Annotated in this window: 16 protein-coding genes, 1 tRNA gene and 1 rRNA gene; 15 read left to right on the top strand and 3 right to left on the bottom strand. The window is 38.3% G+C overall.

What is annotated here, in order from left to right:
- Positions 1-71: 71 nt before the first annotated feature.
- From rrf to AC6I5C_RS15805, 4 genes are all read left to right on the top strand, one after another.
- Positions 72-179, top strand: a 5S ribosomal RNA gene (rrf, locus tag AC6I5C_RS15820).
- 585 nt (positions 180-764) lie between these two features.
- Positions 765-3,455 carry an SGBP N-terminal domain-containing protein gene (locus AC6I5C_RS15815; protein ID WP_497905981.1) on the top strand — a complete coding sequence of 897 codons (2,691 nt, stop codon included), beginning with the start codon at positions 765-767 and terminating at the stop codon, positions 3,453-3,455.
- Positions 3,456-3,571: 116 nt separating this feature from the next.
- Positions 3,572-4,540, top strand: coding sequence for a T9SS type A sorting domain-containing protein (locus tag AC6I5C_RS15810; RefSeq protein ID WP_497905980.1), 969 nt, complete (start codon positions 3,572-3,574; stop codon positions 4,538-4,540).
- 85 nt (positions 4,541-4,625) lie between these two features.
- Positions 4,626-5,894 carry a pectate lyase family protein gene (locus AC6I5C_RS15805; RefSeq protein WP_497905979.1) on the top strand — a complete coding sequence of 423 codons (1,269 nt, stop codon included), beginning with the start codon at positions 4,626-4,628 and terminating at the stop codon, positions 5,892-5,894.
- A gap of 69 nt (positions 5,895-5,963) precedes the next feature.
- On the opposite strand, the gene AC6I5C_RS15800 is transcribed toward AC6I5C_RS15805, so the two are convergent.
- Positions 5,964-7,106: an acyl-CoA dehydrogenase gene (locus tag AC6I5C_RS15800; RefSeq protein WP_497905988.1), complete on the bottom strand. Its 1,143-nt coding sequence runs from the start codon at positions 7,104-7,106 to the stop codon at positions 5,964-5,966.
- A 92-nt stretch (positions 7,107-7,198) separates the two neighbouring features.
- Here AC6I5C_RS15800 and AC6I5C_RS15795 point away from each other — a divergent pair, with 92 nt between their 5' ends.
- The 8 genes from AC6I5C_RS15795 (at position 7,199) to AC6I5C_RS15760 (ending at position 14,439) form a co-directional block, all read left to right on the top strand.
- The gene (locus AC6I5C_RS15795) at positions 7,199-8,263 is read left to right on the top strand and encodes an anhydro-N-acetylmuramic acid kinase (RefSeq protein ID WP_497905978.1); all 1,065 of its coding nucleotides are present in this window, start codon (positions 7,199-7,201) and stop codon (positions 8,261-8,263) included.
- A 136-nt stretch (positions 8,264-8,399) separates the two neighbouring features.
- A complete protein-coding gene (locus AC6I5C_RS15790) occupies positions 8,400-9,626 on the top strand; it encodes a Glu/Leu/Phe/Val dehydrogenase dimerization domain-containing protein (RefSeq protein ID WP_497905977.1) in 1,227 nt (408 codons plus the stop codon).
- Positions 9,627-9,635: 9 nt separating this feature from the next.
- Positions 9,636-11,030 carry a sodium:proton antiporter NhaD gene (nhaD, locus tag AC6I5C_RS15785; RefSeq protein WP_053977321.1) on the top strand — a complete coding sequence of 465 codons (1,395 nt, stop codon included), beginning with the start codon at positions 9,636-9,638 and terminating at the stop codon, positions 11,028-11,030.
- 68 nt (positions 11,031-11,098) lie between these two features.
- Complete coding sequence (locus tag AC6I5C_RS15780; RefSeq protein WP_497905987.1) at positions 11,099-11,791, top strand: MotA/TolQ/ExbB proton channel family protein; 693 nt, start codon at positions 11,099-11,101, stop codon at positions 11,789-11,791.
- Complete coding sequence (locus AC6I5C_RS15775) at positions 11,791-12,186, top strand: ExbD/TolR family protein (protein ID WP_307901540.1); 396 nt, start codon at positions 11,791-11,793, stop codon at positions 12,184-12,186. Before AC6I5C_RS15780 ends, AC6I5C_RS15775 begins: the two co-directional genes overlap by 1 nt.
- A 1-nt stretch (position 12,187) precedes the next feature.
- Complete coding sequence (locus AC6I5C_RS15770; RefSeq protein ID WP_497905976.1) at positions 12,188-13,078, top strand: energy transducer TonB; 891 nt, start codon at positions 12,188-12,190, stop codon at positions 13,076-13,078.
- A 4-nt stretch (positions 13,079-13,082) separates the two neighbouring features.
- On the top strand, positions 13,083-14,300 hold the full coding sequence (locus AC6I5C_RS15765; RefSeq protein WP_497905975.1) for a bifunctional folylpolyglutamate synthase/dihydrofolate synthase: 1,218 nt from the start codon (positions 13,083-13,085) through the stop codon (positions 14,298-14,300).
- Between the two features lie 64 nt (positions 14,301-14,364).
- Positions 14,365-14,439, top strand: a tRNA-Val gene (locus AC6I5C_RS15760).
- A gap of 36 nt (positions 14,440-14,475) precedes the next feature.
- On the opposite strand, the gene AC6I5C_RS15755 is transcribed toward AC6I5C_RS15760, so the two are convergent.
- Positions 14,476-15,762, bottom strand: coding sequence for a UDP-N-acetylmuramoyl-tripeptide--D-alanyl-D-alanine ligase (locus AC6I5C_RS15755; protein WP_497905974.1), 1,287 nt, complete (start codon positions 15,760-15,762; stop codon positions 14,476-14,478).
- A 68-nt stretch (positions 15,763-15,830) separates the two neighbouring features.
- Positions 15,831-17,516 (bottom strand): gliding motility lipoprotein GldJ, encoded by a 1,686-nt coding sequence (gene gldJ / locus AC6I5C_RS15750; RefSeq protein WP_497905973.1) that lies wholly within the window; start codon positions 17,514-17,516, stop codon positions 15,831-15,833.
- Between the two features lie 250 nt (positions 17,517-17,766).
- On the opposite strand from gldJ, the gene porU reads away from it, so the two are divergent.
- The 3 genes from porU (at position 17,767) to cdd (ending at position 23,570) form a co-directional block, all read left to right on the top strand.
- Positions 17,767-21,630 carry a type IX secretion system sortase PorU gene (gene porU / locus AC6I5C_RS15745; RefSeq protein WP_497905972.1) on the top strand — a complete coding sequence of 1,288 codons (3,864 nt, stop codon included), beginning with the start codon at positions 17,767-17,769 and terminating at the stop codon, positions 21,628-21,630.
- A gap of 60 nt (positions 21,631-21,690) precedes the next feature.
- Positions 21,691-22,947 (top strand): type IX secretion system outer membrane channel protein PorV, encoded by a 1,257-nt coding sequence (gene porV / locus AC6I5C_RS15740; RefSeq protein WP_497905971.1) that lies wholly within the window; start codon positions 21,691-21,693, stop codon positions 22,945-22,947.
- 140 nt (positions 22,948-23,087) lie between these two features.
- A complete protein-coding gene (cdd, locus tag AC6I5C_RS15735; protein ID WP_497905970.1) occupies positions 23,088-23,570 on the top strand; it encodes a cytidine deaminase in 483 nt (160 codons plus the stop codon).
- The last annotated feature ends 3 nt before the right edge of the window (positions 23,571-23,573 follow it).

Raw genomic sequence — 23,573 nt, 5'->3', positions numbered from 1 at the left:
GTTAAAAATTGAATTTTCATGGATATGTTTCCAGTGTGTTAAGATATTGGTCCAGAAATGGACAGACGATTTAAGGCGGTTATAGCGACGGGGCTCACCTCTTACCTTTCCGAACAGAGAAGTTAAGCCCGTTAGCGCCGATGGTACTGCATCCGTGGGAGAGTAGGTCGTCGCCTTTTTTGAAGCCCCCAGCATCATTTGCTGGGGGCTTTTTGTTTTTGGGTACTTTACCATTTATGGCGCATAAATTATTTTACTGATAAAATGGCCTCTGTTAACTTATTTTAAGTGGGGTTAAGGGGAATACTCTATATTTTCACGTTAATCGTATTCAAGGTCATTGTCCTATGTTCTAATATGAGTTATAGGGTTATCGTTAAGTCTCGTCTTCAACTTCCTGGGAGTTTGGGTTATACTTTATTAACAATACTTAAAGATGTAATCGATTAAAAAGTTCAACTATTTCACAGTACTTTCTGTTTGACAAGGTGTTTGATTGCCTCATATTCTTTGGAATTCCAGTTGTATAAAGGTTCTGTTTGCTTATCTATTAAGCATCGGGAGGTAAATAGTGTATATCAGTAAAAATCTGTTAGTTTTTTTGTGGATATGATAATTAATTTTTACTTTAGTGTAATCGATTACAACATTATCTGTTGTTTTATCGAGTTACTGGATAGGAGTTTAACTGAATTAAGCTAAGCCACCCAAATCGTAGTAAATGGAATGCAAGTAACCAACTATAATCATTTAATACATACCTAATGGTTAAAAAACTACTTTCCCTATTAGTGTTGTTGCTATTGGCAACCCAAGTCAGTTATTCTCAAGAAACCTTAATTGATTTTAATTTTCAAGCCATCGATATGCCCGAAGGTATTACGTCGGATGGTACTATTTCAACTGGAGGTCCAGTTAACAATTGTACTGAATGTTCTGAGGGACGTCTTGTGGTAAGTACTGGAGGTTTTTTGCAAGCCGATGTGTCTAGTTGTGGGGTGTTTTTGGTTAAAATGAAATCTTCAGGAAGCACACCAAGAACTGTTACAGTAAAGTACCAACATTTGGGTTCGGAAGATTATATAATTGCAGGAGATGTTTCTGTGGTGCAGTCGGGAACTGGACTATATGAGCTTACAGATCTTTTTCCCGCACTTCAAACACCTGGGACTACTTCCATTCGTTTGGAAAATGCTCCTAGCGGTGGGCAAGTACATATTCATGATTTATATATAGAATCTAGTGCCTATTTGTTTTCAGAAGCGAACATTCTTACGTTTAACTTGCCTGGTCAGGTAGGTGAAGAAATAATCGATACAGATGCCAATACTATTAGTGTATCAGTTCCTATTGGAATGGATTTAACTTCAGCTATTCCTGAATCAATAGAAATATCTCCTTCGGCAACTATTTCACCTTCGGTAGACACAGCGAGAGATTTTTCTGTGGGAAATAATGTTAGTTATACAGTAACGTCACAAGATGGTAATACCATTAAAGAATGGTTGATTAGTGTTTCCGAAGTGGTGTCTAGTGAAAAGGACATTACCGCTTTCACATTGGTCGAAAATCAAATAGGAGAAACCATCATTGACAGTGAAGCGGGAACGATTGAGGTGACCGTGCCAGAATCTGTGGATGTTACCAACCTTGTTCCAACGACGTTGACAATTTCACCCTTTGCAGACATAACACCTTCGGCAGATACTCCTCGTGATTTTTCTGGTCCAGTTGAATATACCGTGACGGCCCAAGACAACAGCACAAAAACTTGGACGATTACTGTTTCTGAGGAATTGCCTTTTTACAGTTTGGATGTGGCAGTTACAGGAATTGGAAGTGTAACTTTAAGTCCGGAAGGCGGTATTTATGAAGAAGGAACGGTCGTAACGCTTACTGCGGAGCCTATTTGGGATGCTACCTTTACTGGATGGGCCGGAGACTTAAGCGGCAATGAATTGGTAGAAACCCTTACTATGGATGGTTCCAAAAGTGTGACGGCTAATTTTTCAGCAGATGTGGAATTGGATTTTGAGATTCCTGTGGGATTTGCTTCCGTTGATACAGGTACTGAATATCAAAATTACGATTTCAATTTTAATGGTCCTGTAAGTGGTGGTCAAGGAGCGGCCGATACGCTTTGGGTGAATGGTCCTGAAGATTTTGACATGCTGGCTTGGCATTTATACTATAGAAATAGGGCCTACAAAGGACTTTCGGGAACCAATGGCGTTACCGCAACGCCAGAAGTCATTGTTTTTACAGAAGGGGTTTACGAAGAAGGCACTTCCGATTCTTCAGCGTGGGGAAATCATATGTTGACAGTTCAAGAGCAAGGAGATTTAACTATTATTGGTGAACAAAATGTGGTTTTGAAGTTTGGATTAAACATTAAGCGTTCTTGGAATGTGTTGATTCGCAACCTGACGTTTTATGATTATTATGATGACGGGATCAATATTGGAGAGCCGGAAACCCACCACATATGGGTAGACCACTGTACAGTTGGACATCCTGATACAAGACCAGAAGATCAAGATCATCCTGATGGCGGTATTGACGTTAAGGGAGGAGCAAGTTATATCACCTTATCTTGGAATATTTTGAGAAATAGTTGGAAGACCAATCTTATTGGGCATTCCGATAGCAATGGATCGGAAGATTTGGGGAAATTGAAAGTGACCCTTTATGCCAACCATTATTTCAATAGTAATTCCAGAAACCCAAGAGTGCGTTTTGGAGAGGTACACGTGTTGAACAATTTGGTGGAAGGGATCACGCTTTACGGTATTGCGGCGTCCAATCAATCGCAGGTATATGCCGAAAATAATTTCTATCTCAATACGCGTTGGCCAATGTACGCCGATAGAACGGTTTCCGATTTTCAAGCTGTTTATGGTGTGAATACCGATAACACCTTTACCTCAAAAACGGGAAATTACCCTGCAACTGCATTGAAGCAAGTAGGAAATGTTTATGATGATAGTGAACTTCCTGTCATCACCTCACAAATCAATCCAGAGATGTTGAACCCAGGAGGACGTTCGGTAAAATTTGATGAATTGAATCCTGAAGGAATTTTTGAACCCTCTTCCTATTACGACTATGAAGCATTTCCCGCCGATGTTGTTGAAGAATTGATTCCCCTTTATGCTGGAGCAGATGTTATTGATTTCTTTCAAACGGAGTCTCTTGGTGTATTGGATCTGGAGGAGCAGTTGTTTAAGTTGTATCCTAATCCAGTTAGGGATTATTTGGTATTGCAACATTCCTCTGCGGATAAAAATGGAACTGTAGATGTTTACAATTTGTCTGGTGTAATTGTGATGTCTGTAAAAGTGGAAGAAATGAGTACACTCACACGTTTGGATCTAGCAGCATTGGCCAATGGATTTTACGTGTTACAATATAAAGATGCTCAAAAGCAGCAGCAATTCAGAATTGTTAAAGGATAATTTATAAAAGTATAGATATTGAATAAAGCCCTGAATAGTTTAAAGAGTTGGTAATTTTTGAGAAAGGGAAAGGTTCTCTTTTGATGGATTATATATTTAATTTAAAAACTAACATTATGAAAAAACAATTACTTAAACTTGCTATGATTGCCATTCCTGTTGTTGGATTGATGTCATTTAAGAGCTCCCCAATGTTTTTTGATGCTGGCTGGGTTATTTACCAAGCCGATGTAATGCCCGACGTGTTTGATCCTCCTTTTCAAGAGTCAAGTCAAGGGACCAGCTATACTAACGAAATAGTTGAAGATCCTGATGATGCTACAAACAATTTATTGGAAATGGAATGTCCTGGGACTTCATTTTATTGGAGAATGAATTTTGCCAACAATGGTGTTACTGTAGACAATTTAACAGTGGTCATGAGGGTAAAAGGGAATCCTAATTATGATGTGCCTATGGATATCGATATGCACTATAATGATGTGCGTACACGTATATCATTTGATAAAAGTTATAATGATTTGAGTAATGTAGCCCGCGTTAGGAATGGAGAAGGAGAAACCACCGAATTAGGTGTTGATTTGGATGAGTGGCATACGTATCGATTTACAATGACTTCTGAACAAGCTAATCTTTATATTGATGAAAGTGAGACTCCTGTAATGACAGTAACACCTGCTTCCTCCGCAAGTAGCAATAGTCATTTCCGTTTTGGAGATGGGTCTTCCACAGAGAATGAGTATGGAGCCTCTATTGACTGGGTGGTATGGGAAACTTCTGGAGCCTATTCTCCTTCAGAAATGGCATTGCCAGCAGAAGTGTTGAGTGTAGATTCTTTTGCAACAAATAGTGCTTGGGTTGGACCAGTACCTACAAAAGATCTTTTATATGTAAACCATCCAAACTCAAGGGGTGATTCTCAAATAAAGGTATTTAACCTTTCTGGAAAATTGGTGAAATCTATCGAAACCCAAGGAAATTTGGAGAGAACTGAAATTGACATGAGCGAATTGGCTGCAGGTTTGTATATTGTGAACTATAAAAACGGAAATCAAGAACAACAGTTCAAAGTTTTAAAAGAATAATTACAATTTGAGACTACAAAAAGTATTTAAAAACATAACACCAAAAACTTTTGTGCTAAGCAACCTTATAAAAATAGGGTTGCTTATGCCTTTTATGGGAATATCCCAAAATTTGGCATTTCCAACAGCCGAAGGATTTGGACGCTTTACCACAGGAGGAAGAGGTGGAAAAGTCATTAAGGTTACAAATCTTGAAGATCAAGGCGAAGGAAGTTTACGTGCTGCAATCAAGGAAAAAGGAGCCAGGATTATTGTATTTGATGTTTCAGGAACCATTCAATTGGAGTCAAAGCTGGAAATTAAGAATAGTAATGTAACCATTGCTGGCCAAACAGCTCCTGGTGACGGCATCACTATTGCGGGATATTCTGTAGCCATTAAAACCGATAATGTTATTTTGAGGTATTTGCGTTTTCGGTTGGGGGATGTCAACAAAGTTCAAGATGATGCTATTGGGGGAAGAGATCGTAGAGATATCATCCTAGATCATTGCTCCATGAGTTGGGCTACCGATGAAGTGGCTTCTTTTTACCAAAACCACAATTTTACTATGCAATGGTGTATTGTTTCCGAGGCCTTAAACCATTCTGTCCATGAAAAAGGAAACCATGGGTATGGAGGCATTTGGGGAGGAGCCAAGGTGTCTTTTCACCATAACTTGATTGCTAGCAACAATAGTAGAACCCCTCGTTTTAGTGGCTCTCCTACAACGGAAAACCTTTCGGACGAATTTGTGGATTTTCGAAATAACGTAATCTATAATTGGGGAGAAAATAATATTTATGGAGGTGAACGAGGTACTTATAATATGGTAAACAATTATTTCAAATTTGGTCCTGCAACACCAAAATCCAAAAAAGATAGAATTGTAAACCCCTATGAACCCTATGGAAAGTTTTTCGTAGACGGAAACTACATAGAAGGTTTTCCTGAAATCACCAAAAACAATTGGAGTGGAGGAGTACAATGTGACGATGTTGAAAAGGCTAAAGCGAAAGAGATGTTTCCTATCGATCAAAATGTGGAAACCCAATCGGCAGAGGATGCCTATCAATTGGTATTACAGCATGCAGGGGCCAGTTTGAGTCGGGATGCTGTTGATGAACGCATTGTGAATGATACCAAAATTGGTACCGCTTCTGTTGGAAATGGCATTATCGATTCGCAAGCACAAGTTGGGGGGTGGCCAGAATTAAAAACAAATCCGCCATTACAAGATGCAGACTTAGATGGTATGCCCGATAGTTGGGAACAAGACCAAGGGCTCAATTCTCAGGTAAATGATGCTTCGTTATGGAGTTTAGATGAAGTTTATACCAATATTGAAGTTTACATCAACAGTTTGGTAAAATAATAAGAAGAGTTTTTATCAATAAAAAAGTCCAACCATTAGGTTGGACTTTTTCTGTATGTATTGTTTGGATTAGTCTCTCAAGACACCTCTAGAAATTACAATTTTTTGGATTTCTGAAGTTCCTTCGTAAATCTGGGTGATTTTAGCATCACGCATCAAACGCTCTACGTGGTATTCTTTTACAAATCCATTTCCACCGTGAATTTGAACAGCTTCAACAGTTTGTTCCATTGCCACTTTTGAAGCATATAATTTTGCCATGGCACTAGACATGTCATAGTTATTTCCTTGGTCTTTGTCCCAGGCAGCTCTGAATACCAACATACGCGCAGCTTCAATTTCAGTAGCCATATCGGCCAATTTAAAAGCAATAGCTTGGTGGTTGCAAATTTCAGTTCCAAAGGCTTTTCTTTCTTTGGAATATTTCAAGGCCAATTCATAAGCCCCTGATGCAATCCCTAAAGCTTGGGAAGCAATCCCGATACGCCCTCCAGATAAGGTTTTCATGGCAAACTTGAATCCGAAACCATCTTCTCCAATTCTGTTTTCTTTTGGAACTTTTACATCATTGAATTGCAGTGTGTGCGTGTCACTTCCTCTAATACCCAATTTGTCTTCTTTAGGACCAATGTGGAACCCCTCCATGCCTTTTTCAACAATAAAAGCATTGATTCCTCTGTGTCCTTTTTCACGATCGGTTTGGGCAATTACCAAATAAACATCGGCACGACCACCATTGGTAATCCAGTTTTTTGTACCGTTCAATAAGTAGTGGTCGCCCTTATCGATAGCAGTAGTGGCTTGAGACGTTGCATCACTACCAGCTTCTGGCTCACTTAAACAAAACGCCCCAAGATTTTCTCCTGTAGCCAATTTGGTAAGGTATTTTTCTTTTTGGGCTTCAGAACCATAGGCTTCAAGGCCATAACACACCAAAGAATTGTTCACAGATACCATTACAGAAGCAGAAGCGTCTATTTTAGACAGCTCTTCCATAATCAATACATATGAAATGGCATCCATTCCGCTTCCTCCATATTTAGGATCTACCATGATTCCTAAAAATCCTAGGTCTCCCATTTTTTTGACCAACTCATCAGGAAATTCCTGTTTGTTGTCACGTTCTATCACGCCCGGAAGCAATTCTGTTTGAGCAAAATCACGGGCAGCATCGCGAATCATTAAATGTTCTTCGGTAAGCTTAAAATCTATCATGAAAAATAAATTGTTGAATTATTAAAAAATGTGAGCAAATATAGTATTTTGCTACGATTTTTTCAATAAGGGTAATTATTTTTACATATATGACAAAAGACCACTATGAAATTATAGGAGTGATGTCCGGAACCTCATTAGATGGGGTCGACTTGATTTGGGCTACTTTTCGTTTTGATGATAAATGGAGTTATAAGATCCATCATGCTGAAACAGTGGCATATTCCAAGGATTGGGAAGCTAAATTGAAGCGTTTGGTGGACTTTACCAAAGCGGAGTTGGCACAAATTGACCAAGATTACACCCAATATTTGGTAGGATTAATAGGTCAATTTATGTCTAAATATCAAATAGCCTCTTTGGATGCGGTGTGCTCTCATGGGCATACAGCCTTGCACCAACCAAGTGAGGGATTGACTTATCAAATAGGAAATTTGCCTATCATTTCAGAATTGTTGCAACAGAAGGTAGTGTGTGATTTTCGAGTTCAGGATGTGGAATTGGGAGGACAAGGGGCACCGTTGGTTCCTATTGGGGATGCTCTATTATTTTCGGAATATGACTTTTGTCTTAATTTGGGTGGTTTCGCCAATATTTCAACAGATATTGAAGGAAACAGAATTGCCTATGATATTAGTCCAGTAAATATTGTTTTGAACCATTATGTAAGACAATTGGGTTTGGATTATGACGATGAAGGTAAAATTGCCCGTTCTGGTAATTTGGATGAAGGGCTTTTGGAACGGTTGAATTCGCTTGAATTTTATCAAAAGAGTTTCCCGAAATCTTTAGGATTGGAATGGGTAGAAACCTCCATACTTCCATTGATAGATGCAGCCCAGCTTCCTATAAAGGATGTGCTTCGTACTTTTATTGAACATGCGGCCATTCAAATTGCAAAAGAGTTTACTTCAAAATCTAGAGGTACAGTTTTAACAACTGGTGGAGGTGCCTATAATTCATTTTTAATAGAAAGGATTCAATCAAAAACTGAAGCAAAAATAATCATTCCCAATCCTGCGATTATCGAGTATAAGGAAGCCCTTATATTTGGATTTTTGGGAGTCCTAAAACTAGAGAATCAGCCCAACTGTCTGGCCAGTGTAACGGGCGCAAGGCATGACCATAGCTCAGGTCAAGTGTATTATCCGTAAAATAATTTTAAAATTGATATTTAAGGATTTTTAGTTTTTTATATTTGTTGCGCAAGAAAAACGACGAGAAATTGTATCATTTTTAAAAGAAACACGAATGATACAAATTATATACAATAGAGATTAATAGCATTACATGAAAGATTTACTTCAAAAGTACGAAGCAAAAGAACCAGAAATAATATTTAATTGGAAAGACCCCGAAACAGAAGCCGAAGGCTGGACAGTAATCAACTCCCTAAGAGGAGGTGCTGCAGGTGGGGGAACTAGAATGAGAAAAGGCTTAGACATGAACGAGGTGTTGTCACTTGCCAAAACTATGGAAGTGAAATTCACTGTGTCTGGACCAGCCATTGGAGGCGCCAAGTCGGGGATTAATTTCGATCCTCAGGATCCTAGAAAAAAAGGCGTTTTAGAACGTTGGTATAAAGCCGTATCGCCACTATTGAAAAGTTATTACGGAACAGGAGGGGATTTGAATGTAGATGAAATCCACGAGGTAATTCCTATTACGGAAGAGAGTGGTGTGTGGCATCCACAAGAAGGGGTTTTTGAAGGCCATTTCAAGCCAACCATTGCAGATAAAATCAACCGTATTGGGCAATTGAGACATGGGGTAATCAAGGTTATCGAAAACCCTGTGTATTCTCCAGATGTACGAAGAAAATATACTGTTGCAGACATGATTACTGGATATGGTGTTGCAGAAGCTGTAAAACATTTCTATGATATCAAAAATGAGTCTGTGGTAGGAAAACGTGCCGTAGTACAAGGTTTTGGAAATGTTGGTGCCGCTGCTGCATTCTATTTATCTCAAATGGGAGCCAAAGTGGTTGGGATTATTGATGTTGTTGGAGGGTTGATTAAGGAAGAAGGATTTTCATTTGAAGAAATCACAGAATTATACCTTAATAAAAAAGGAAACAATCTAGCAGCCGAAAACTTGATTCCATTTGCCGAAATGAATGAAAGGGTATGGGGCTTAAAAACTGAAATCTTTACACCATGTGCCGCCTCAAGATTGGTAACCAAAGAGCAAATTGATCAAATGATCGATAACGGGTTGGAAGTGATTTCATGTGGAGCCAATGTGCCTTTTGCCGACAAGGAAATTTTCTTTGGACCAATCATGGAGTATACCGATAGTAAAGTAAGTTTGATTCCTGACTTTATTTCCAACTGTGGAATGGCTAGAGTATTTGCTTATTTTATGGAGCAACGTGTGCAAATGACAGACGATGCCATTTTTGGAGATACTTCTAATATTATTAAAGAAGCTATTAAAAACGTACATAGTAAAAACAATACAAAAACCGGTATAAGTGCTACTGCTTTTGAAATTGCATTGAGCCAACTTATATAAACTTAACTTATGGAAACTATAATAGTATTAGTATTTGTAGTAGGCTATTTGGCCATAACCTTAGAACATAATTTAAAAATTGATAAGTTAATCCCAGCTTTGGTCATGATGGCCATTAGTTGGGCTTTGATTGCCTTGGGTATTGATGCCTTCCCGCAATGGTTTGATTCTGCTCAGCATACCTTAATGGAAAATTTTGGAATGCTTGAGCATGAGGAAAAAATGCACTTAATGGAAGAAACCCTACTTCACCATTTAGGGAAAACGGCTGAAATATTGGTGTTCTTGTTGGGGGCCATGACCATTGTGGAAATTATAGATTACTTTGATGGCTTCGCAACCATTAAAGGGTTTATCAAGACCAAGAACAAAAAGACCATGTTATGGATCTTCTCTTTAATGGCTTTCGCCTTATCAGCAATCATTGACAACTTAACTGCTACAATTGTATTGATTTCCATTTTGCAGAAATTGATTCAGGATAGAAACACACGTATCTGGTTTGCCGGTTTAATTATTATTGCTGCAAATGCCGGAGGTGCCTGGTCACCAATTGGGGACGTTACAACAACCATGCTTTGGATTGGTAAAAAAGTTTCTGCAGGACATTTGTTCGCATATCTGTTTGTGCCTTCATTGTTGTGCATGTTGGTACCAACATTTATCGCATCGTTTTTGCCTGCATTCAAAGGTAAAATCGAAAATGAAGAATCTGACGATGATGGACCGAAGTCTAAATTTAGTGGTACTATGTTTTACTTAGGTTTAGGTGGAATTGTTTCCGTTCCGGTATTTAAGCAAGTAACGCATTTGCCTCCTTATGTTGGGATGATGTTGGCTTTGGGCGTGGTAGCAATTTTTGCTGAAATCTATAGCAATACCAAATTTACATTAATGGATTCGGGGTCTGATGACGAAGCCTTCCAAGGACATCACAGTCCGGTTCACCATTCTTTATCGAGAATTGAAATGCCAAGTATTCTATTCTTCTTAGGGATTTTATTGGCAGTAGCTGCTATGGAATCTTTAGGAATCTTGTTCGGTTTTGCACAATCTTTGCAGCATACTATGCCTATGTTGGGTACTGAGTTGCATCACGAAGGCGTTTCCGATTTGGTGGTATTGCTTATCGGTGTTGGTTCAGCCGTTATTGATAACGTACCGTTGGTGGCTGCCAGTTTGGGAATGTTCTCTGAGCCTATGGATAATGAACTTTGGCATTTTATTGCCTATTCAGCAGGAACCGGAGGAAGTATGTTGATCATTGGTTCTGCAGCCGGTGTAGTTGCCATGGGAATGGAGAAGATTGACTTTTTCTGGTACGTGAAAAAAATCTCTTGGTTAGCACTTATCGGGTTCTTGGTAGGAGCGGCAGCATTTATGGTAACAAGAACTTTACTATAACATATACTTTAGTTACAAAACGAACGTTAAAACAATAATTAACACTAAATCTCAAAATTTACAATATGATGTTATCTTTTAACCTACAAGAAGGTGCAGAATTGCTTACTGAGGAACAACCAGTTGAAAAAACACTTTCGATTATTGAATTGATCTTTAGCGGTGGAACAGCCGGAATAGTGATTATCGGAATTTTACTTGTCCTATTGGTATTAGCCGTTTACATTTATTTTGAACGTTTATTCGCCATCAAAGATGCCTCCAAAATAGATGCCAATTTCATGAATCAAATTAAAGACCATGTTAGTAATGGAAAAATTGATTCAGCCCAAATGTTATGTGCCCAAGTAAATACTCCAGTTTCTAGATTGATCAATAAAGGGATTACCCGTATTGGAAAACCTTTGGAAGATATCAATACTGCCATTGAAAGTGCAGGAAGATTGGAAGTTTATAGCCTAGAGAAAAATGTAAGTGTTCTAGCAACAATATCCGGTGCAGCCCCAATGATCGGATTCCTTGGAACAGTAATCGGGATGATTTTATCCATTTTCGAAATTGCCAATTCAGGAGGTCAAATTGATATTAAATTATTGGCCGATGGATTGTACACCGCCATGACTACAACCGTTGCGGGGTTAATTGTTGGTATTGTTGGATACATTGCTTACAACCATTTAGTGGTAAAAACCGATAAGGTTGTGTACCAAATGGAAGCAAATTCTTTAGAGTTCTTGGATCACTTAAATGAGCCTATCTAATGAATTTAAGAGGAAGAAATAAAGTCACGCCAGAATTCAATATGTCGTCTATGACGGATATTGTATTTCTGTTATTGATCTTTTTCATGTTGGCATCTACCTTGGTAACCACGAATGCCATTGACATTTTATTGCCAAAAGCGAGTGGAAAAACCGAAAACAAGAAATCGGTAGCTGTTAGCATTACTAAAGATTTGAGATATTATATAGACCAAAAATTGGTGGGAGAAAGTGTGTTGGAAACCCAATTGGTTTCTGCACTAGCTGGACAGGATAAACCAACGGTTGTGTTACGTGCAGAGAAATCTGTACCTGTAGACAATGTGGTTAAGGTTATGGACATTGCCAATAGAAACAAATTCAAGGTTATTTTAGCTGTAAAACCGAATAATTAATATGAAATATTTTGAGACCAAATATGAGCGCAACTCGGCCAAGATTACCGCATTGATTACGGTGATTTTGATATTGTTGTTATTTGTAGTTGGCCATAAATATTTGGATCCCCCAGAAGAATACGGTGTAGCCGTTAATTTTGGAAATTCTGCCGTGGGTAGTGGTGATGTACAGCCCACAAAACCTTTGGCGCCACCTAAGGAAACTGTGGAAACACCTGTGGAGGAAGTGAAGCCAGAAGAAACTGTGCAGCCGCAACCTAAGGAAGTTGCTGAAGCGGCTTCCAAGGCAGAAGACATGCTTACTGAGGATAGTGCCGAAACCATTGCCATCAAAAAGAAAAAGGAAGCTGATGCCAAAGCTAAAGCTGAAGCCGAACGTGTTGAACGTCAAAAACGTGAAGCAGCCGAGAAAAAGCGTTTGGAAGAAGAGAAGAAAAGGCAAGAAGAGGCTAAAAAGAAACAGGCACTTGATGCATTGATTGGTGGTGTTAGCAATTCCAAAGGAACAGCAACTGGAGGTGAAGGTCCAGATGGAAAACCTGGAGATAAAGGTCAATTGGATGGAGATCCTTATGCCCCAAGCTATTTTGGAGGTAGTGGACCAGGTAAAGGTGGCGTAGGCTATGGTTTGGGAGGTCGAGGAACACCTAGTAAACAAATATTTAGACAGGACTGTAATGAATATGGATTGGTGGTTGTACGTATCGAGGTGGATAGAAGCGGTAATGTAGTTGCTGCAGAACCCGGTATTAGAGGTACTACAAATACGCATCCTTGTTTGTTGGAACCAGCTAAAAAAATTGCCTTATCGCATAAATGGCCTGCAGATCCAAAGGCACCTGCGAGACAAGTTGGATTTGTGAGCATTAATTTTGATGTAACCCAGTAGACATATGAATTATCAGGAAACTGTGAACTGGATGTTTAAGCAGTTACCTATGTATCAAAATTTAGGTACATCTGCCTATAAGAAGGATTTGAGCAATACCTTGTTGCTGGCTTCAGAGCTAAATCATCCTGAAAATCATTTTAAAAGCATACACGTGGCTGGTACCAATGGAAAAGGGTCTACCAGCCACATGTTGGCTTCTATACTTCAAGAAGCGGGTTATAAAGTCGGTCTATATACTTCACCACATTTAAAGGATTTTAGAGAGCGTATCAAAATTAATGGCGAAGAAATTCCCGAAGATTTCGTTGTAGATTTTATAGTGAATCACCAATCTTTTTTTCAAAACCATCATCTTTCCTTTTTTGAAATGACGGTTGGGATGGCATTCGATTATTTTGCCAAATCCAAAGTGGATATCGCTATCATTGAGGTAGGGTTGGGAGGAAGACTGGATTCTACTAATATTATTACGCCTTTGGTTTCGGTGATAACCAATATTGGTTTGGACCATACCCAATTTTTGGGGAATGATCTTGCGTCTATAGCCAAAGAAAAAGCAGGCATTATCAAAAGGAATGTTCCTATAGTGATTGGTGAAACCCAAGAAGAAACCGAAGCTGTATTTAAGGATAAGGCTAGGGAAGAGGACGCCGAAATTCATTTTGCGGATCAAGAAATAGGCTCTGTTTATCAGAGTGATTTAAAAGGACTGTATCAGCGGAAGAACATCAAAACGGTGTTGCAGGCTATTCAATTGTTGCCAAAGGATGAATACTACATTTCAAAAGAAGCAATTCAGTCAGGTTTAAAAGGGGTGTCTGCGAATACTGGATTGAAAGGACGTTGGCAGATTCTTGGAGAAAACCCAAAAATTGTCTGCGATACGGCTCACAATAAAGAAGGGCTTAAATATATCGTTGAACAATTATCTAAGGAAGCATATAAACAACTTCATATAGTTTTTGGAGTTGTCAATGATAAATCGCTCGAGCCAATTTTTGAGTTAATGCCAAAAAATGCGACTTATTATTTCTGCAAGCCCGATATGCCAAGAGGATTGGACGCTCGTGTTTTGAAGGACGAATTTTTAAATCATGATTTTGTTGGAGAGGCCTATTCCAGTGTAAATGAAGCCTTAAAAAATGCAAAAGAGAAAGCCGATAAAACTGATATGATTTATGTCGGCGGAAGCACTTTTGTGGTCGCTGAAATAATTTAAAAAATATTTCAAAAAAGTTTTTGAGATATGAAAAACTAGACTATATTTGCAGTCCAATTACGAAGGGCGCGTAGCTCAGTTGGTTCAGAGCACTTGGTTTACACCCAAGGGGTCAGGGGTTCGAATCCCTTCGCGCCCACAAAAAAAGCTTCTCTTAATGAGAAGCTTTTTTTATTTACAACAATTCCAAAATCCGTTCCAAGGCCATTCCTCTTGATCCTTTTATCAGGATAAATTCATTTTCAAGGGTAGTGGTGGACAAATGCTTCTTCAAGTCTTCAAATAAGTCAAATTTTAAGGTGTTCTTTCCGTTTGCTGTGGTATTGTAAAATTGTTTTCCAATAATGTAAATAGAGCCGTTAAAATGCGATTCCAGATAGTTTAAGATTACTTGGTGTTCTTCTGCAGAAGTGCTTCCCAATTCAAACATGTCGCCTAAGAATACGGTTTTGTGCAAATCGGTAGTATATTGAATAAAATTCTCCAGGGCGGCCTTCATGCTAGTTGGATTAGCATTGTAGGCATCCAATATAATCTTGTTGCTATCTTTCTCTAAAAATTGGGATCTGTTATTGCTTGGTATATAGTTTTCAATCCCTTTTTTTATGTTTGCCGTTGAAACTTCAAAGTAGGAACCAATAGCTATGGCACTACTGATGTTATTAAAATTGTAGAGTCCGGTAAGGTGTGATGTTATTTCTATTCCATCAAAATTAACAGTAACCTCAGATTGAGCATTGGTTAGTTTGATATTGGCATGTGTAGCGCTCCCTTCCCCAAAAGTAAAAACTGGCTTGTAACTGCCTATTTGTTTTAGTTGTGTTGCATCGTTTGCATTGATGAAAACTGTTTTATTATGGGCTTTCAAATAATCGTACAATTCCGATTTGGCTGTTATAACGCCTTCCAAACTTCCGAAGCCTTCTAAATGTGCTTTGCCAAAATTTGTAATTAAACCATAATCTGGTTGTGCAATAGAGCATAAAAAGGCTATTTCTTTATGATGGTTGGCGCCCATTTCAACAATGCCGATTTCTGTTTCTTGTGTCATCTCCAAAAGAGTCAAAGGAACTCCAATATGGTTGTTCAGGTTACCCTTGGTAGCAGAAGTTCTAAATTGGGTTGACAGGACAGCGTTAATCAATTCCTTGGTGGTCGTCTTGCCATTACTACCCGTTAAGGCAATGATGGGAAGTTGTAATTTTTTACGGTGATAGGAAGCTAATTCTTGTAAAGCTGCCAGCACATCTTTCACCAAAATCATTTGGGAGTTGGTTGCGAATTCCTTCTCATCAATTACAGCGTATTTGGCGCCATTTTCAAGGGCTTGTTGCGCAAATGTATTGCCATTGAAGTTGTCGCCCTTTAAAGCGAAGAAAATGGCATTGGCTGTGACTTTTCTGGTGTCGGTTGTAACCGAAGTGCACTCCAAAAAAGCCTTATATAAATGTTCTATATTCATGAATTAAATGTAATAAAAAAGTCCTAACAGCAATGTTAGGACTTTTTAGATTTATAACTAAGATATGATTAGTTCTTTGTTTTGTTTTTCATTTTAGATTTAGATCCAACTCTAGACATTGCACATCTGAATCCGATATAATCTGTAGCCATGTCCTGAGGGAAATATCTACGTTGTGCAGGGTCTAACCAGTAGTCTCTATCTTTCCAAGATCCACCTTTGTAAACTCTTACATTATCGTTGATCAAAGAAGTTCTAGCGTTAGACTTGTCGTACTCTTTGATTAAAGCTCCAGCAGAGTCTCTTTCGATGTGGTGCTTTGGAGAGTTGTACATTTTACTAGTTGAAGTTTTCCCTTCACCTTCTTCTTCACTCTCGTCAAAATTGTCTTGGTAATAACGAGATGATCTTACGTCACCATCTCTAAAGTTTCTGTTATCACTAGTGTCAAAGTTTGTTCTTAAGTAAGTTTCGTTGTCATCAACAGGAACCTGTAGGATTTCACCAGGAAGGTTTCTTGCAACAATTTTACCATTACTTAAAGTGTCATAAACAATCTCGTCTGGAGTTACAATTTTAACTGTTCCGTCTTCTCCGATAGCGTTTTTAGTATAAACATTTCCACGGTAGTAGTTAAAATCATTGAATTCATCATCAACGATTGGTCTGTAAACGTCAGCTACCCACTCGGCAACGTTACCAGCCATGTCATATAATCCGTAATCGTTAGGAGCGTAAGACATTACTTTAGCAGTGATATCTGCACCGTCGTCAGACCATCCAGCGATTCCACCGTAATCTCCTTTTCCTTGCTTGAAGTTAGCTAATTGATCACCTCTTGATTTTCTCTTTCCAGATCTAGTGTAAGCACCAGTCCAAGGATATTTCTTTCTTCCTCTATAAACATTGTAGCTTCTCAATTCGCTCATACCTAAAGCTGCATATTCCCACTCAGCTTCAGAAGGTAGACGGTATTTTGGAGAGATTACACCTGTTTCTCTGCTCGCGTAAACGTTGATTTCGTTTCCTTCAGCATCAGTCATTGGTCTAATGTTTCCTCCTCTTAATACCTCTTCGTTCCCTCCAAAAGTTTGAGTTGGAGCATTGATATAAGTATCGGTGTTAAAGTTACTTTCGGCAGAAACATCTGTTAAGTGAGAATCTCTTTTAAGGTAACCTGCATCTTGTAAGTACATTTCGTTAACACGATCTGTTCTCCAATTTGCAAATTCTACAGCTTGAATCCAGCTAACTCCTACTACAGGATATTCACCATAACCTGGGTGACGTAGATAGTTTTCTGTCATCATTTCGCTATATCCTAAACGATTTCTCCATACTAGAGTGTCCGGAAGGGCACCTTCGTAAATTAACTTAAAGTTTGGATCGTCTGGAGGGTAAACTCTCTTGATCCAATCTAAATACTCTAAGTACATCATGTTGGTTACTTCCGTTTCATCCATGTAGAAAGACTGAACGTGTTGCTGATTTGGAGCATTGTTCCAATCGTGCATCACATCGTCTTGCACTTTACCCATGGTAAAAGTTCCACCTTCAATGAAAACTAATCCAGGCGCAGTTTCTTGTTCTTTAAAGCTTGTGTTGTATTGGAACCCTCCTTCTCTGTCATTAATCGTCCAGCCAGTGGCTCTCGAATTATTCTTCGACGAGGAAGATTTGTTACAACTAAACAATGCTAAAGATAGCGTTAGGGCTAACAGTATCCTTAGATTTAAAACGTTTTTCATATCCATACTTTTAAGTAAGCTAAATTAATTTTAGAGACGCAATATAGTAATTAACGGCAAATTAACAACCTTTTTTTTAAAAATTTACCGATAAAAACTGTATTTCATCCTTTTTTTTGAGCATTACATCGGATTTTTTACGGTTTATCGATGTATTTTGTCTTTAAATAACGGTAGGTCAATTTAATTATTGTTGTAATTTTGAGGAAAAATTTAGGGACTTATACTATATATGTTATCCACTCGTTAACTGATTATGAAAAAAACTATACACATTCTTGTTCTTTTAATATCATTTGTGGGGTTTTCCCAACAACAGCAATTCCAAATTGAATGGAATGGATCGAAAGTTCTGGAAACTTCTATTTCAAAAATAACGTTACCTGCTTTTAATGATTCTAATTATGTATATGATACCGAAAGAGGACTTGTGTTTGTGTCGGCATTGGAAAATGTGTCTAGGATTGATGAGAGTTCAGTTCGTTTAACCAATATTAGTTACAGCACCATATCTAAAGCTGACTTAAAGGATTTACCATTAAATACTATTCCTTCGGAATCGAAAGTTAAAGCTTTCAACACAAACGCTCGTGGTTTGTTGGGTGTTCAAATTGAGGTAAGTCCTATTGTCGAAGACCAAGGCATCTATAAAAAAATCAACAATTTCACCGTAGAGTATAATTTAAGTAGCTCTGCCTATAGGAATGGACTTAGTACAATGGATGTTCCTGAAATTGTGAATTCCGTTCTTGCAAATGGAGACTGGTATAGATTTTATGTTGACAAAAGTGGAGTGTTTAAGTTGTCCAAGAGTTTTCTGAATGAATTGGGGGCTAATACCAATGTTGATCCTAGAACTATTAAAATATATGGAAACGGAGGAGCGATGTTACCAATGGCGAACAATATGGAGTATCCTTTTGATTTAACCGAAAATGCAATACAGTTTGTTGGAGAAGAAGATGGGGTGTTTGATAATGGAGACTATATATTAATGTATGCCGAAGGTCCAACCGGATACAATGAAGAAAGTACTACAAATATCAATGCATATACAGATAAGGCATATTATTATGTCAATATAAGTAGTGGAGAGGGTAAAAGGATCCAAACACTATCTCAACCAGAAGCAGAAGCAGAATTAATTATTGACACTTTTCAGGATTATCAATTTCACGAAGTAGATGATTACAATTTGGCCAAAATTGGTAGACGTTGGTTCGGTGATCGCTTTGGGATAGAAAATCAAAAGGAGTTTACGTTTAGTTTTCCAAACTTGGTATCTACGGAGCAGGCTAAGGTAAGAGTATACACTGCGGCTGTGTCTGAAGTTCAAACATCCATGGCGGTAAAACTGAATGGTAATGCATTAACCAATTTTAATTATGCGGCCATTAATAGTCCTAATTACGCAAGTGGTGGTAACTATGATGGAAATGTTTCGTTGAGTTCTTCTGAATTGGTATTCGAGTTAACATACAATAGTAATGGTAATCCTTCATCCTACGGTTATCTTGATTTTATTTCGGTAGAGGCCACAAGGGAGTTAAGGTTTGAAGGAACGCAATTACGTTTCAAAAACAATAGTGTGTCTAATGTAGGAGGCGTTGTTGAGTATCAATTATCAAATAGTACTGCTGTTTCTCAAATTTGGGATATCACCAATAAATATGAAGTTGCAAGTGTGGAAAACGAAGAAAGTAGTTCGGAGTTTAGTTTTAAAGCTCAAGCAGGGACTTCCCGAACCTATTTGGCTGTAACACCTTCCGATTATTACCAACCTTTAAGAGAAAGCAATACCTCTATTGCCAATCAAAACATTAAGGGAACTATTTTAAAAAATAGCCAAGGCGATTTTGAAGATATAGATTATGTCATTGTTGCTCCTAATATTTTTGCATCGCAGGCTGAGCGTTTAGCCCAAATCAACAGAGATCAATATGGCTTGGTTGTAAAAGTGGTGACTTTAAATGAGCTTTATGCTGAATTCAGTTCAGGAAATCAGGACATCAGTGCAATCCGCAATTTAATGCGTTATGTATACCAGAATGCTAGTAGTCCTGAAAATAGAGTAAAATATCTATGTTTGTTTGGAGACGGGTCCTATGATTACAAGGATCGGTTATCGGGAAATACCAATATGGTGCCGCCATGGTTGTCTTACAATAGTTTTAGTTTAACATCTTCATTTGTTTCTGATGATTTTTATGGGATGATGGATCTAAATGAAGGGAACATGGCCACTTCCGAATTATTGGATATTGCCGTGGGAAGGATCTTGGCAGAAACCCCACAGCGTGCTACCGAAATGGTGGACAAGATCGAATCCTATCATAAATCAAGTTCCTTTGGAAATTGGAGAAATAATTTTGTACTTATTGCAGATGATGTTGATGACGCCTGGGAGAGTACCCTTCAAGAAACATCCAATGCCATTGGAGATATGGCCACAGGTGAGCATCCGTCGATTAATGTGGTCAAAATATTTTGTGATGCCTATCAACAAGAAGCTTCGGCAGGGGGCAAAACATATCCACAGGCAGAAGAGGCCATCATTAATGCTATTGAAGCAGGAGCTTTGGTAGTGAATTATTTTGGACATGGAGGCGAAGATGGCTGGGCTTCTGAGCGTATTTTTTCAAAGGTAGATTCCCAGGAATTACAAAATACCTGTAAATATAATTGTTGCGTAACCGTTACATGCGAATATACTAAGTTTGATGACCCACAACGGCCAACGGCTGGAGAATATACATACTGGAACAAGGAGGGAGGTTCTATTGCTTTAATTACTACCACCCGCCAAATTTTTGTGAGTGTTGGGGTTTCCTTCAACAATAAACTTGGAGAATATCTTTTTGAGTTTGGAGATAACCCCCATGTATCCATTGCGGAGGCTTTGAGATTGACTAAAAATTCTTCCGGAGTTTCCAGTAATGCGCAAAAGTTCATGGTTTTCTCTATTGGTGATCCAGCTTTAAAATTAGCAATGCCACGACCAGATATTCGGTTGACAAAAATAAATGATGTTCCTGTTGGAGGAGAAACTGATGTGTTGCAGGCTTTGGGAAAAGTAAAGCTTTCAGGAGAAGTTGTGGATGAGCTAGGGAATGTAATGACTAATTATAATGGAGTGTTGACGGCTACTGTTTTCGATAAAAATATCCAAAGGCAAACCTTAGGGAACGATGGAACTTCAGATAGCAATGGAGTTATTAAAATGGACTTTGAGACTTTGGGGGAAATTCTTTTTAAGGGCCAAGCAACCTTAACAAATGGTCAATTTAATTTTGAATTTGTGGTTCCTAGGGATATTGGTATTCCAGTAGGAAATGGAAAAGTGAGTTTCTATGCTAAAACTGAAAATCCTTTACAGGATCAGGCTGGAGCGAGTTTTGATATTCAGGTAGGAGGCATTAATGAAGATGCTGAAGAAGATAATATTGGTCCTGTCATCAATTTGTATATGAACGACACCAATTTTGTGTCGGGAGGGATTACCAATGAATCGCCTACATTTTTGGCGAAGTTGCAGGATGATAATGGAATTAACACTGCCAGTGGAATAGGTCATGATATAGTAGCTATTATTGATGGAGACGAAACCAATCCAATTGTGTTAAATGATTATTATACAGCCAATATTGACGACTACCAAAATGGGGAAGTTTCTTATCCATTTCGTAACTTAGAGGCTGGTTTACACACTTTAACACTAAAAGCGTGGGATGTCTATAATAATTCGGCGACTTCAGAGTTACAGTTTGTGGTGCATGATAAGGACCAAGAATTAGTGATTAAGAACGTGTTGAATTATCCAAACCCATTTGTGGATTATACCGAATTTTGGTTCAACCACAATAGTTCTGATAATTTGGACGTTTCTATACAAATATATACCGTTTCTGGTAAATTGGTAAGAACCATTAATGGTCAAACCAATGCCGATGGAGGATGTTGTAATGAAGGAGCTTCATCATTATCAAGAAGTATCACTTGGGATGGAAGGGATGATTTTGGAGAAAAAATAGGAAAAGGCGTGTATGTCTATAAATTAAAAGTAAGATCAAGCTTATTAAATAAGCAGGTTGAGAAAATCCAAAAGCTTGTGATACTCTAATAAACATTTATATTTGCGAGTGCTTGTAAGCACCAATACAGAAGAATTTTAATTAATAACATGAAAAAATACTTTTTAATACTTATCACATTAACGTCTTTCAATATTTCAAGAGCTCAAGAAAATACTGTGGTAATACCAGACGCCAATGATTCTAGGGTAATTACTACTGGAGTTCCTTTTTTATTGATTGCTTCAGACGCTCGTGCGGGTTCTTTGGGAGATATGGGAGTGGCAACTGGAGTAGATACTTATTCGCAGCAATGGAACCCTTCTAAATATGCATTTTCAGAAACGAAATCAGGTTTTGGGGTTAGTTATACACCGTATTTGAGTAAGTTGGTAAATGATATCTTTTTAGGGAATATCACTTATTTCAATAGAATTAATGAAAGTAGTGCCTTTGCGGCCAGTTTTAAATATTTCAGCTTGGGTGAGATTGAATTGGTTCAGGACGAATTTTCTCAGGCCTTAATTGAAAAGCCAAACGAATTGACTTTGGATGTGTCCTACTCACTTAGATTGGCAGATCAATTCTCAATGGCGGTTGCCATGCGTTATTTGCGTTCTGATTTAAGAATACAGGCTGTAGACGCTAATGCTTCAGCCGCAAGTTCAATAGGTGTGGATATTGCGGGGTACTATCAATCTGAAGAACAGGCTTACAGTGATTTCAATGGACGTTGGAGAGGAGGTTTTGCTATTCAAAATATTGGGCCTACTATTAAGTATGACGATGCTGGTAGAGAAAACTTTATCCCTACAACCTTGCGTTTAGGGGGAGGTTTCGATTTTATTTTCGATAATTATAATACTTTGTCTATCACGGGTGAGGTTACAAAGTTATTGGTGCCAACGCCTCCAATTAGAGGTAATGAATACGAGTATATAGATAATAACGGAAATGGTGAGTATGATGATGGAGAAGATGAATTGGTGGGTTATCCAAACAGTCCAATCAGTACTGACATAATTGTAGATGGAAAAGATGACGATGTAAGTTTCTTTAAAGGAATGTTCCAATCGTTTGGAGATGCCCCAGGTGGTTTCAAAGAAGAAATGCAGGAAATAACTTGGGCCCTTGGTGCCGAGTACCGTTATCAAGAAGCTTTTGCCTTTAGAGCTGGATATTTCCACGAAAGTGAAGTTAAGGGAGCGAGACAGTTTTTTGCACTTGGTGCAGGGTTTAAATATTCTATGGTAAACATAGATATGTCTTATTTGTTCTCAGCGTCAAAAGTGCAAAGTCCATTGGAAGGAACCTTGCGTTTCTCATTATCCTTCAATTTTGGAGATGGCGAGTATATGGAATATTAATGATTTTCCATTCATTATAATATAAAGCACTATTCTTTGGAATGGTGCTTTTTTTGTTTGCTCTGCTCTCATTTTATTATTGTGATCTATGAAATCAATTTGTGGGGATATTTTTTTACCTTTAAAAGATAACTTACTATATGAAAGAGGTTAAAATTGAGTCCGTTTTTCAGGTGTATGAAACTATTTTGGAAACACCTGAAGAAGTCCAAGAGCTCATGGAAAGAGCTGTAGAGGCGAGGCAAAAGGCTTATGCTCCTTATTCGCAGTTTCATGTTGGCGTGGCACTTTTGTTAGACAATAACGAAGTGCTAACAGGAAGTAACCAGGAAAATGCCTCGTATCCCTCTGGGCTTTGTGCCGAAAGAACAGCTATTTATTATGCTGGTGCCCAATTCCCAAACGCTAAGATTTTAAAAATGGCCATTACGGCCGCTTCACAGTTAAAACCAACTTTAAATCCAATTCCTCCTTGTGGTGCTTGTAGACAAGCCATTTCTGAGTATGAAATCCGTCAGAAAACACCTATTGAAATGTACTTTATGGGAGAAAGTGGAAAAGTGGTAAGATCTCACTCGTTATCAAATCTCTTGCCTTTGATATTTGATAAATCCCAGCTATAACGT

It is taken from the genome of Mangrovimonas sp. sgz306409 (assembly GCF_059735265.1).
Note: the sequence above shows the minus strand (reverse complement) of the source record. Positions and strands in the feature narration are given on the sequence as shown.